Source organism: Streptomyces sp. ALI-76-A (assembly GCF_030287445.1).
Taxonomy (GTDB): Bacteria; Actinomycetota; Actinomycetes; order Streptomycetales; family Streptomycetaceae; genus Streptomyces.
The window spans coordinates 832,827-845,333 of the sequence record NZ_JASVWB010000002.1; the positions used below are offsets into that span (position 1 = coordinate 832,827).

8 protein-coding genes are annotated in these 12,507 nt (G+C 72.2%); all 8 read left to right on the forward strand.

What is annotated here, in order from left to right; genetic code table 11:
* Positions 1 to 94: 94 nt before the first annotated feature.
* Positions 95 to 4,369: a HAMP domain-containing protein gene (locus QQS16_RS04510; RefSeq protein WP_286060307.1), complete on the forward strand. Its 4,275-nt coding sequence runs from the start codon at positions 95 to 97 to the stop codon at positions 4,367 to 4,369.
* Positions 4,370 to 4,460: 91 nt separating this feature from the next.
* Complete coding sequence (locus QQS16_RS04515; RefSeq protein ID WP_286060308.1) at positions 4,461 to 7,028, forward strand: SpoIIE family protein phosphatase; 2,568 nt, start codon at positions 4,461 to 4,463, stop codon at positions 7,026 to 7,028.
* Positions 7,029 to 7,279: 251 nt separating this feature from the next.
* On the forward strand, positions 7,280 to 7,681 hold the full coding sequence (locus QQS16_RS04520; protein WP_286060309.1) for an STAS domain-containing protein: 402 nt from the start codon (positions 7,280 to 7,282) through the stop codon (positions 7,679 to 7,681).
* Between the two features lie 184 nt (positions 7,682 to 7,865).
* Complete coding sequence (locus QQS16_RS04525; RefSeq protein ID WP_286060310.1) at positions 7,866 to 8,765, forward strand: STAS domain-containing protein; 900 nt, start codon at positions 7,866 to 7,868, stop codon at positions 8,763 to 8,765.
* Positions 8,762 to 9,181: an STAS domain-containing protein gene (locus QQS16_RS04530; protein WP_286060311.1), complete on the forward strand. Its 420-nt coding sequence runs from the start codon at positions 8,762 to 8,764 to the stop codon at positions 9,179 to 9,181. The genes QQS16_RS04525 and QQS16_RS04530 overlap by 4 nt, the downstream gene beginning before the upstream one ends.
* The gene (locus QQS16_RS04535) at positions 9,181 to 9,621 is read left to right on the forward strand and encodes an anti-sigma regulatory factor (protein WP_286060312.1); all 441 of its coding nucleotides are present in this window, start codon (positions 9,181 to 9,183) and stop codon (positions 9,619 to 9,621) included. Before QQS16_RS04530 ends, QQS16_RS04535 begins: the two co-directional genes overlap by 1 nt.
* 1 nt (position 9,622) lies before the next feature.
* Entirely contained in the window at positions 9,623 to 10,669 is a 1,047-nt protein-coding gene (locus tag QQS16_RS04540; RefSeq protein ID WP_286060313.1) for an ATP-binding SpoIIE family protein phosphatase, read from the forward strand.
* Complete coding sequence (locus tag QQS16_RS04545; RefSeq protein ID WP_286060314.1) at positions 10,666 to 12,414, forward strand: PP2C family protein-serine/threonine phosphatase; 1,749 nt, start codon at positions 10,666 to 10,668, stop codon at positions 12,412 to 12,414. The genes QQS16_RS04540 and QQS16_RS04545 overlap by 4 nt, the downstream gene beginning before the upstream one ends.
* The last annotated feature ends 93 nt before the right edge of the window (positions 12,415 to 12,507 follow it).

The following is a 12,507-nucleotide window of genomic DNA, read 5'->3' on the forward strand; positions in this document are numbered from 1 at the left end:
AATGCACACACTACTAGCGGGGCCGCCCGAAGGCCCGGCCGGGTTCCGAGCCCTCGTCGATCGAGGGCTCCTGGGGAGTGGAACGAGGGTGCGCATGACCAGCAACACCACCGAGGTCACCGACGCGGTCCCGGGCGATCGGGAGCTGAGGCAGCTCCTGGCAGGCCTGACGGCCGTACGGGACGGTGATTTCGGCACCCGCCTGCCGGCCGACGGCGAGGGCCTCATGGGCGACATCGCGACCGTGTTCAACGGCATGGTCGACCAGTTGTCCGTGTTCACCTCCGAGGTCACCCGGGTGGCGCGCGAGGTGGGCACCGAGGGCACCCTCGGCGGACAGGCGGAGGTACCGGGTGTCTCCGGCACCTGGGCCGATCTCACGGACTCCGTCAACGCCATGGCGGGCAACCTGACGACGCAGGTGCGCGACATCGCGCAGGTGGCCACGGCCGTGGCCAAGGGGGACCTGTCGCAGAAGATCGACGTTCCCGCGCGGGGCGAGATCCTCCAGCTGAAGGAGACCGTCAACACGATGGTCGACCAGCTCTCCGCCTTCGCCGACGAGGTCACCCGCGTCGCCCGCGAGGTCGGCAGCGAGGGACGGCTCGGCGGCCAGGCGCAGGTGCCGGGGGTCGCCGGCGTCTGGCGGGACCTCACGGACTCGGTGAACGGGATGGCGGGCAACCTGACCGGTCAGGTCCGCAACATCGCCCAGGTGACCACGGCCGTCGCCCAGGGCGACCTGTCGCAGAAGATCACCGTCGACGCCCGCGGCGAGATCCTCGAACTCAAGAACACCATCAACACGATGGTCGACCAGCTCTCCGCCTTCGCCGACGAGGTCACCCGCGTCGCCCGCGAGGTCGGCACCGAAGGACGCCTCGGCGGCCAGGCGGACGTGAAGGGGGTCAAGGGCACCTGGCGGGACCTCACCGACTCGGTGAACTTCATGGCCGGCAACCTGACCTCGCAGGTGCGCAACGTCGCCCAGGTGGCGACCGCCGTGGCCAAGGGCGACCTGTCGCAGAAGATCACCGTCGACGCCCGCGGCGAGATCCTCGAACTCAAGAACACCATCAACACGATGGTCGACCAGCTCTCCGCCTTCGCCGACGAGGTCACCCGCGTCGCCCGCGAGGTCGGCACCGCCGGCAACCTCGGCGGCCAGGCCCAGGTGCGGGGCGTCTCGGGCACCTGGAAGGACCTCACCGACAACGTCAACGTGATGGCGTCGAACCTCACCGGTCAGGTCCGCTCGATCGCGCAGGTCGCCACCGCCGTGGCCCGCGGTGACCTCTCGCAGAAGATCACCGTCGAGGCCAAGGGCGAGGTCGCGGCCCTGGCGGACGTGATCAACACGATGGTGGACACGCTCTCCGCGTTCGCCGACGAGGTCACCCGCGTCGCCCGCGAGGTCGGCACCGAAGGACGCCTCGGCGGCCAGGCGCACGTGCCCAACGTGGCCGGCACCTGGAAGGACCTGACCGACAACGTCAACTCGATGGCGAACAACCTGACCGGCCAGGTGCGCAACATCGCGCTGGTGACGACCGCGGTGGCCAAGGGCGACCTGTCGAAGAAGATCGACGTCGACGCCCGCGGCGAGATCCTCGAACTCAAGACGACCATCAACACGATGGTCGACCAGCTCTCCGCCTTCGCCGACGAGGTCACCCGCGTCGCCCGCGAGGTCGGCACCGAAGGACGCCTCGGCGGCCAGGCCGAGGTGGAGGGTGTCTCGGGCACCTGGAAGCGCCTCACCGAGAACGTGAACGAACTCGCGGGCAACCTGACGCGTCAGGTGCGGGCGATCGCCGAGGTGGCGAGCGCCGTGGCCGAGGGCGACCTGACCCGCTCCATCACGGTGGAGGCCTCCGGCGAGGTCGCCGAACTCAAGGACAACATCAACTCCATGGTGGGGTCCCTGCGCGAGACCACCCGGGCCAACCAGGAGCAGGACTGGCTCAAGACCAACCTCGCCCGGATCTCCGGCCTGATGCAGGGCCACCGCGACCTGCCCGTCGTGGCCGAGCTGATCATGGACGAGCTGGTACCGCTGGTGTCGGCCCAGTACGGCGCCTTCTACCTCGCCGAGGACAGTGACAACGGCCCCGAGCTGCGGCTCGTCGGCTCCTACGGCTACCCCGACGACGCCACACGGCCGACCCGCATCGCCTTCGGCCGCACCCTGGTCGGCCAGGCCGCGCGCAGCCGGCGCACCATCACGGTGGACACCCTGCCGCCCGACTACGTGATCATCTCCTCGGGACTCGGCCAGGTGGTGCCGACCGCGCTCGTGCTGCTGCCCATCGTGGTGGAGGGACAGGTCCTCGGTGTGATCGAGCTCGCCTCGGTCACCCCCTTCACCGAGGTGCACCAGGACTTCCTGGAACAGCTGATGGAGACCATCGGTGTCAACGTGAACACGATCGTGGCCAACGCCCGGACCGACGAGCTGCTGGACGAGTCCCAGCGGCTGACGGCCGAGCTCCAGGCACGGTCGGCGGAGCTGCAGTCGCAGCAGGAGGAATTGCAGCGCTCCAACGCGGAGCTGGAGGAGAAGGCCTCACTGCTGGTGGCCCAGAACCGGGACATCGAGGCGAAGAACCTCCAGATCGAGCAGGCCCGGCAGGAACTGGAGGCGCGCGCCCAGCAGCTGTCGCTCGCCTCGAAGTACAAGTCGGAGTTCCTGGCGAACATGAGCCACGAGCTGCGCACCCCGCTCAACAGCCTGCTCATCCTCGCCCAGCTGCTCGCCCAGAACCCCTCCCGCAACCTCACCCCGAAGCAGGTCGAGTACGCGGGCATCATCCACTCCGCGGGATCGGACCTGCTCCAGCTGATCAACGACATCCTCGACCTCTCGAAGGTCGAGGCCGGAAAGATGGACGTGGCGCCGGAGGTCGTCTCGCTGCGGCAGCTCATCGACTACGTGGAGGCCACCTTCCGGCCGATGACATCGCAGAAGGGCCTCGACTTCACGGTGGCCACGGCCCCCGGCGCACCGGCGGACCTGCTGACCGACGACTCCCGCCTGCGTCAGGTGCTGCGCAACCTGCTGTCCAACGCGGTCAAGTTCACCGAGCACGGCGGCGTGGAGCTGCGCATCGAACCCGTGGCCGACGACGAGGTGCCCAGCGGGGTGCTGCGCGGGGTGGCCATCGTGGCGTTCCGCGTGAAGGACACGGGCATCGGGATCCAGGAGCAGCAGCTGGAGACGATCTTCGGCGCGTTCCAGCAGGCGGACGGCACGACGAGCCGCAAGTACGGAGGCACCGGCCTGGGTCTGTCCATCACGCGGGAGATCGCCCATCTGCTCGGCGGCGCGGTGACGGTGGACAGCACGCCCGGACAGGGCAGCACGTTCACGCTCTTCCTGCCGGTGGCCCGTCCGGACTTCGAGGAGCTGCTGGACAGCGGCCGGTTCTTCGAGAAGGCGCTGGAGGCCCCGCTCGCCCCGGACACCGTGCCCAGCCGCCAGCCGGCCGTCGGCCCGGTGGCCGGTGAACGCCGGCGCCGGCTGCTCGTGGTGGAGGAGCGCTCCCGCGGGCTGCTGACCCTGGTCGCCGAGAGCGTGGTCGCGGACGTGGCCCACGGCCGGAGCGGAGGCGGCCCGGGAGCCGCGGTCGACGTCATCACCGCCGTCGGGGCCCAGGAGGCCGCGGGCGCCCTGGCCGACGAGCCGTGCCACTGTGTCGTACTGGAACTGGGCATGCCCGACGGTGAGGCCGCCCGGTTCCTGGAGGCGGTCGAGGGCGACTCGGCGCTGGCGAGTGTCCCGGTGCTCGTGCACAGCGGTCACCGCGCCGACCTCGCCCTGGAGGAGACCCTGCGGTCCCGTTCGGCGGGCGGTTCTCTGGAGTTCCTGTCCAGCCTGGACGAGCTGCGCGAACGCATCGCGCTGCACCTCTCGGCCGAGGAGCCCGGAGACGTGCTGACCCTGGTCCGCTCCGAGGAACCGCAGTCGTTGACGCCCCCGCCGGTCGACGACTCGTTCCACGGCCGGACCGTGCTCGTCGTCGACGACGACGCGCGCAACCTCTTCGCGCTCAGCGGGATCCTGGAGCTCCAGGGGTTCCGGGTGCTGCACGCGGACAACGGCCGCAAGGGCATCGAGGCCCTCGTCAACAACCCGGACATCTCCCTGGTGCTGATGGACGTGATGATGCCGGAGATGGACGGCTACGCGGCCACGGCCGAGATCCGCAGGATGCCGCAGTACACCGAGCTGCCCATCATCGCCGTCACCGCGAAGGCGATGCCCGGCGACCGGGAGAAGTCCCTCGCCTCGGGCGCCAGCGACTACGTCACCAAGCCCGTCGACACCCAGGACCTGATCGCCTGCGTCCGGCGGTGGTTGCCCGCGTGAGGCCGCCCATCCCCGCCCCGTACACCGCCCGGACGGGCCGGCGCCCGTTCTCCCGCCCCCCGGGGCCTGTCGGCCGAGGAGCCTTCGCACAGTGAGCGTCTCCGAACACCCGCACGAGCAAGACGACGGTGCGGCACAGCACGCGTCCGCCGCTCCCCCGGCTCGGCCGGACGCGCCGCCCGGCACCGCCGACGACGGACCCACGGGCGACGGGGAGGCCGGGAACCGGCCGGCCCCCGACGAGGCGCCCGCCGCCGGGCCGGCCGGCGGTGAGCCCGGCGGTGAGCCGGCCGGCGAGGGGCGAGGCGACGAGGGACCGGGTGTTCCCCCCGGCTCCCCCGTCGGCAGGCTGGCCGCGACCGTCGAGCGGCTGCGCCGTGAGGTGCGGGCCGCCCAGGCGGAGGCGGAGGGGCGGGCCCTGATAGAGCTCGCCAAGGGCATCCTGGTCGAACGTCTGCAGTGCGGCCCCGCGCAGGCCGCGCGCCAGCTCGCGGAGCTGGCCGAGCAGGCCAAGGTCACGCCCCTGGAGTTCGCGGTCGAGGTCATCAACCAGGCCGCCCGGGACAAGATGTCGGAGGTGACCGACGCCTTCCTCGCCGCCACGTCGGGCGACGCGGAACCGGTGGGCGAGTCCCCCGCCGTACGGCTGCGGGCGGCCGAGAGCGGCGCGCTGGCCGCGGACGACACCCAGGCCGTCGCGGACTCCCTGTTGCAGCAGGCACTGCGGCCGCTCGGGGCGGTGGCCGTCGCCATCTGGGCGGCCGGCCCGGACGGGTCCCTCACCCTGGCGGGCAGCGCCGGCTTCTCCCCGGCCGAGGCGGCGCGCTGGCGCTATGTGCCGCCGGACGTGGCGACGGTGGCCCGGCGCGGCCTCACCGAGCGCGCGGGTCAGTGGATCACCTCGCTCGCCCAGACCGGCCTGCCCAGCATCGGCCGGCATCACCATCCGGACGGCGGCCGGGCCGCCCTTCCCGCCGGGACCGGCGGACGCGTCCACGGGGTGCTGGAGATCGCCTGGGCGGAGCCGCTGGCTGTCCAGCCGGCGCGGATCGTGCGGCAGGTGGAGGCCCTGGCCGAGCTGTGCGCCCACACGCTGGAGACGTACACGCAGGTCCACGACCTGGTGCAGGAGCCTCGCGTGCTGCCGGACGCGGCGGAGCTCATGGATCTGGCCGACGGACTGCACGACCCCGCCCTGGTCCTCGTGCCGCATCTGGACGACTCCGGTCACCTGGTGGACTTCCGCATCCAGCACGTGAACGGCCGGTTCCTCGATCCCGCGGGCCGCTCACGCGCCGTCATCAACGGTGCCCTGCTGCTGGAGGCCTACCCGATGGCCGCCGGCGTGAGCGAGCTGTTCCAGCGCGTCGAGCGGGTGTACGCGACAGGCGAGCCGTTCCGCGCGCAGCGGATGAACCTCACCTCGCTGGTGGACCAGGTTCCGCTGTCGACCGTCGCCGACATCAGCATCAGCCGGCACGGGAGCGGCGTCCTGCTGCTGTGGCGGATCGAGGACGAGACCGCCCGGCTGGCGAGTCTGCTCCAGCACGCCCAGCGGCTCGGGCGCATCGGCGGGTTCGAGGAGAACCTGCTGACCGGCGAGATCACCTGGAACGGACAGCTGTTCGACCTGTACGGCCGTTCCCCGTCGAGCATGCCGGTGCCGCTGGAGGAGCTGCCCGCCCACGCCCACCCGGACGACACCACCGTCATCCGCAGGTTCCTGCGCACGGTGCTGCACCAACGGCGGCCCGCGTCCACGGCGTTCCGGCTCCAGCGGCCCGACGGTGTCACCCGGCACATCAGGGTCGTCGCCGAGCCCGTGCTCGACACGCACGGCCGGCTGTTCGCCGTCCGCGGGGCCTACCAGGACATCTCGGCCCAGCACTGGACCGAGGTGGCGCTCGCGGCCACCCGCGACCAGCTCGCGCACACCGAGCAGCAGGCCACCGAACGCAACCGGCTGACGCTGCAGTTGCAGCACGCCATCATGCCGCCCGCGCAGGCCCCGCTGGAGGTCCCCGACCTCCAGGTGGCCGTCCGCTACCGGCCCGCCGAGACGGAGCAGCTCGTCGGCGGCGACTGGTACGACGCCGTCGTGCTGCCGTCCGGGATGGTCCTGGTGTGCGTCGGTGACGTGGCGGGGCACGGCATAGAGGCCGCCACGAGCATGGTCGTGCTGCGCAACGCGCTGCGCGGGCTGGCCGTGACCGGTGCCGGGCCGGGCCAGCTGCTGTCGTGGCTCAACATCGTGGCGCACCACCTCACCGGCGCGGTCACCGCGACGGCGGTCTGCGGACTGTACGACCCGGACCGGCACACCCTGCGCTGGGCACGGGCCGGTCATCTCCCGCCGGTGCTCGTCCGCGCGGCGGAGGCGGCCCCGCTGCCCCTGGTCAAGGGGCTGCTGCTCGGGGCCGTGCCCGAGGCCGTCTACGAGGAGACGGAGATCCAGCTGGCCGTCGGAGACACCCTGCTGATGTACACCGACGGTCTGATCGAGCGCCGTGACCGTTCCGTGGAGGAGTCCCTGCGTCATCTGCTGACCACGGCGCGCAGCGCGCCCAAGACGCTCGACCAGCAGTTGGACCGGCTGCTCACGTACAGCAGGTCCGACACCGACGACGACACCTGCATCGTGGGCATCCGGGTCGGCTGACGGCCGGACGCCGGCGGGCGTGACGCGGCCGTCCGCCGGCCGGGCCGGCACGTCTTCACACCTCGTCCGCATACCTCGCCCCATCCCGGGTAAGCGCGGGGCGGCACGGTACAGAGGACGACCGGAAGGGCGCTGGATGGGATTCGGCAGACCGATGAGAGCTTGATCACGGAGCACCGCCGGAATCGGTGTGCATCGAAGTCGCTGACAGGGGTAACCAGCCCTGGCCGTAAGCGTTTGTGGAGGTATTTGTGTCCATTGCCCAGAACCCCTTGTCCGTCGAGGTCACCCTGCCGAGGGAGGACGTCGCCCTGATCGCGGTCGAGGGCTACTTGGACGTAGACACCGCGACGGAGTTCCAGCACCACCTGGCCAACCAGCTCCACCACGGCCGGCGGCACTTCCTGCTCGACCTGTCGGCCGTCCCGTTCATGGACTCGTCCGGCATGAACATCATCCTGCGGGTGTACCAGCAGGCCCGCGGCATACCGGGCAGCGTGCACATCATCTCCCCCGCTCCGGCGGTCCGGCGGATCCTGGACCTGACGGGCGTGAGCATCACCGTCCCGGTGTCGGAGAGCCTCGACGAGGCGCTCGCCCGCGTCGACGCGTTCGGGTCGGAGCAGGATCTGCAGGACGAGCGACAGCTCTGATCCGGGAGTGTTCCACGGCCGTCACCGGGCGTTTCGCCCAACCTGATCGTTTGTCCGGCACGCGGTGTCGTACGAGGTGGGGCCATGGTTACAGTGGTCGCCCGGCAGGGTCATATCGCCGTCTCGTCGCCTTCAGCGGGTTCGGTGGGACGCAACCCGACGAGGATGCTGAGGAGTAATGCAGGTGCCGGAGCACGAAACGACAGGGCAACACGCGACACCGGCACGGGAGGTCGGGGATTTCCTGCGCCGCCGTGGTGAGCAGATCGCCCAGCGGTGGGCCGACGAACCTCTGTTCCGTACGGTGTTCACCGTCTCGCGGGACGAGGCGGTGGAAGCCGGCAAGATCGTCGTCGACGCGCTGGCCCAGGTCGCCGACACGGACCAGGTGCACGATCCCGACGCCGCCGGATTCACCGTGGTGCGGGAGCAGCTGTCCCGGATGGGCGCGGCCCGCTCGCGGGCCGGCTTCACCACCTCGCAGGTGTCGAACGACGTGAACGCCCTGCGTCCGCCGGTCGAGAACCTGCTGCTGGCCGACTTCCCCGAGGACGACGCCGACCGGGTCCGCGAGTGCACCACGGCGCTGACCGTGCTGATGGGCACGCTCCGGCTGGTCGTGCTGGAGACGGCGCTGAGCGAGGGGCAGGCCCTGATCGAACGGCAGCGGTTGCAGCTGATGGAAGTGGCCACCCCGGTGATCAAGCTGTGGGACGGGGTGGTGGCGGTGCCGCTGATCGGCACGCTCGACAGCGCCCGCAGCCAGGTGGTCATGGAGAGCCTGCTGGAGGCCGTGGTCGACCAGCACGCCCGGTTCGCCATCCTGGACATCACCGGTGTGCCCACGGTCGACTCGCTGGTGGCCCAGCATCTGATGAAGACGGTCGCCGCCACCCGGCTGATGGGTGCCGAGTGCATCGTCTCCGGCATCCGTCCGGCGATCGCGCAGACCATCGTGCATCTCGGTCTGGACCTGGGCACCGTGATGACCCGGTCGTCCCTCGCCGACGCGCTGGCGTACGCCCTGCACCAGCTGGGCACCGACATCATCAACTCGACGCCCGGCGGTGCGGGGCCCCGGTGAGCCACGACTTCTCCCGCCCGGTCACGGGCCATGTGCCGGTTCTCCGGCTCGGTGACGTCCTCCTCGTCACGCTCCAGGGGGACCTGTACGACAGCACGGCACAGCAGCTTCAGGAGGACATCGGCGAGATGATCGTCAGCACCGGGGTGACCGGTGTGGTCATCGACATCTCCGGCGTGGAGATCGTCGACTCCTTCCTCGGGCGGGTGCTGGCCGAGATCGCGGCGAAGGCCAGGCTGCTGGCGGCGCGGACCGTTGTGGCCGGCATGCGGCCGGCGGTCGCGATCACCATGGTGGAGCTGGGGCTGACCCTGCCGGGGCTGCACACCGCGCTCACCACCGAGGCGGCCATGGAGCTCCTCGCGGGGCTGGATCCGGACACCCGCTCGGGCGGCCTGCGCCAGGAGAGCCGGTGATGCAGACAGCCGCGGGTGTCGAGGCCTGCCTGCCGATCCGTTCGGACATGGATCTGGTGTGGGTGCGACAGCACGTGCGGCAGGCCGCCGGCCTGCTGGGCTTCGGACTGGTGGAGCAGACCAAGCTGGTCACCGCGGCCAGTGAGCTGGCCCGCAACACCCTCGTGCACGGCGGGGGCGGCCAGATGGAGACGACGCCCGTGGTCAGCGGGCGGACCCGCGGGCTGCGGCTGACCTTCTCCGACGAGGGGCCGGGCATCGCGGATCTGGAGCGGGCGCTGAGCGACGGCTACACCTCCGGCGACGGCCTCGGGATGGGCCTGGGCGGTGCGCGGCGGCTGGTGCACGAGTTCGCGGTCGACAGCACCCCCGGGGTCGGCACCAAGGTCACGGTGGTCTCCTGGGCGGCGATGCCTCCCAGACCGCGTGAGGAGTCCTGACATGCCGCGTGTGTGGGACGTGCCGGTGCACGACTCGACCCGGGTGCGGGACGCCCGGGTCGCCGCGGAGCACGCGGCCGCCCTCGCGGGGCTCGACGAGGCGCGCACGGCGGCGGCCGCGCTGGTGGCGACCGAGCTGGCCACCAACCTGCTCAAGCACGCCGGGGGCGGCCAGCTCCTCATCGACGTGGTGGACCCGGCCCTGCCCGCGGGCGCCGGCGCCTCCTTGGTGCAGGTCGCCGCGGTCGACCACGGTCCGGGCATCCCCGACGTCAGCACCGCCCTGCGGGACGGCTACTCCACGGCGCGGTCCCTCGGGGCCGGGCTCGGCACCTGCCGCCGGATAGCGGACGACTTCGACCTGCACAGCGTGCCGGGGCGGGGCACGGTGGTGCTGGCCCGGGTCGGGGCCCGGCCGAAGGAAGCCGCACCGGCCGCCGCGGTGCGGGCCGGCGGGGTGAACATCCCGTTCGCCGGGGCGGACCACTCGGGCGACGCCTGGGCGTGGGCCCGGGCCGGCGACCGGCTGACCCTGATGCTGGCCGACGGTCTGGGGCACGGCCCCGACGCGGCCCACGCCTCCACGGCCGCCACGCGGGCCCTGCACCGGGCGGCCCACTTGCCCCCCGCCGAGACGCTGGTCCACCTGGACACCGCGTTGCGCGGCACCAGGGGGGCGGCCGTCGCGGTGGCCCAGGTCGACGCCCGCACGGGCGAGCTGCGGTTCGCCGGTGTCGGCAACATAGGAGCGCGGCTGCGCGAGGGCGGCCGGTGGCGTTCGCTGCTGTCCCGGCCCGGGATCGTGGGCGTCCACAAGCACGCGACGCTGCGGGAGGACCGTATGCCGTGGGCCGCCGACCGGATGCTCATCCTGCACAGCGACGGCCTGCCCAGCCGGTGGACGCCGCCGTCGGACGCTGCCCTGCTGGCGGCCGACCCGGCGGTCGTGGCCGCCGTGACGGTACGTGACGCGAGCAGTTCCGCCCGGCCGGTGCGGGACGACACCGCCGTGGCAGTGCTGGCTCCGACCCCGCCGGAGGGTCCATGACGCACAGTTGGCAGATCACAGACGTCGTCGACGCGGCCCGGGCCCGGATCGCCACCGCCCGGCTGGCCGCCGCCCACGGCGTGCCGGCCCTCGACCGCACCCGGCTGACCACCGCGCTCAGCGTGCAGCTGCGGCAGTGCCTCACCAAGGGCGGCACCTGGTGGCTCACCCTGGAGGCCACGGCCGCGCCCGGCGAAGAGGGACTCCTGCACGCCCTGGTGACGCCCCGGCACGAGACGGCCGCCGTCGCGCAGCCGCCGTGGCGGATCACGGTCCGCTGCCCGGAGGCGGCGGACGTGTCCGGCGACGCCGCGGTGGCCGAGGACCCGGTGGTCCTGGCGGAGGCCCTGCTGGGCGCCGACGAGGACACCGCGCTGGTGCTGGAGCGGCTCACCGAGCAGGAGGAACTGGTCGACTTCCACCGGGAGGAGCTGCACCAGACGAACCAGGGTGTGCTGGCCCTGCACGCGGAGCTGGACGCCGCCGGGCGGGCCCAGCGCGAGGCCTTCGCCGCCGAGCGCAAGGCGCGCACCGAGGCGGAGAGCGCCCGGCGCCGGCTGACGTTCCTGGCGGACGCGAGCGCGGTGCTGACGGCGTCGCTGAACCACGACGAGATCGTGCGCCGACTGCCCGGCCTGCTGGTGCCCGAGTACGCCCGCAGCGTCGACGTGTGGCTGTTCGACGGCGACGACGACCGGCACCCGCCCACGCCGGACCCGGCCGCACCGCAGCACCCGCCCACGCCGCACCCGGCCGCCGCCGTGCTCGCCGCCCGCACCGGGCGCCCGCAGTACGCCGCCGACCGTCCGGGCGGTCTGCCCGGCGTCCAGGACCAGCCGCCCTCGGCGCTGGATCCCGCCCGGCCCCTGCTGTGCATCCCGCTGACGACGCGGCGCGCTCCCCTGGGCGTGCTCACGCTGTCCCCGCCCGGTGACCGCTGGGACCCGGACGACGCCGTGATGCTGATCGAGCTCGCCAGACGGGCCAGCATCGCCATCGACAACGCCCGCCGCTTCGAGCACAACCGGGACATCGCCGAGACACTGCAACGCGCGCTGCTCACGGACCTGCCTGCCAAACCGGGCCTGAGCCTGGCCGCCCGCTATCTGCCGGCCACGCACGGCCTGAACATCGGCGGCGACTGGTACGACGCCTTCCGCCAGCCCGACGGCAGCCTGATCACCGTCATCGGCGACGTCACCGGGCACGGTCTGCACGCGGCCGTGATGATGAGCCAGCTGCGCACCGCGCTGCGCGCCTACGCCGTCGACGGCGGCAGTCCGGGCCAGTTGCTGACCCGGCTGCACATGTTCCTGCACCATCTCCAGCCCGATCTCTACGCCACCGCCGTCATCGCGCGTTTCCGGCCCGGCGACCCCACCCTGACCTGGGCGGCGGCCGGTCATCCGCCGCCGGTGCTGCGTACCCCCGACGGGCGGGTGCACACGCTCGACGCCAAGCCCGGTGCGATGCTCGGCATTCCGCTGCGGCAGCAGATCGACGACCACACCGCGCCGCTCGTGCCCGGCTCGACGCTGGCCCTGTACACGGACGGTCTGGTGGAGCGGCGCGCGCAGGGCATAGACCCGGGCATCGAGCGGCTGGCGGACGCGCTCGGCAGGTTCGGCTCCACGGAGCTGGAAGCCGACCTGGAAGGAGCGGCGGACCGGATCCTCACACCGCTGCTGAGCGACTCCGAACGCGACGACGACGTGTGTCTGCTGCTCTGTCATCTGGCGGCCTGAGGCCCTGCCCGCGGCATCCGCCCCACGATCTTCACGATCGCCCCGGTGCGCTTCTGCGTCCGGAGGGGCATGGTGGTGCTCGACGCGTTCGTC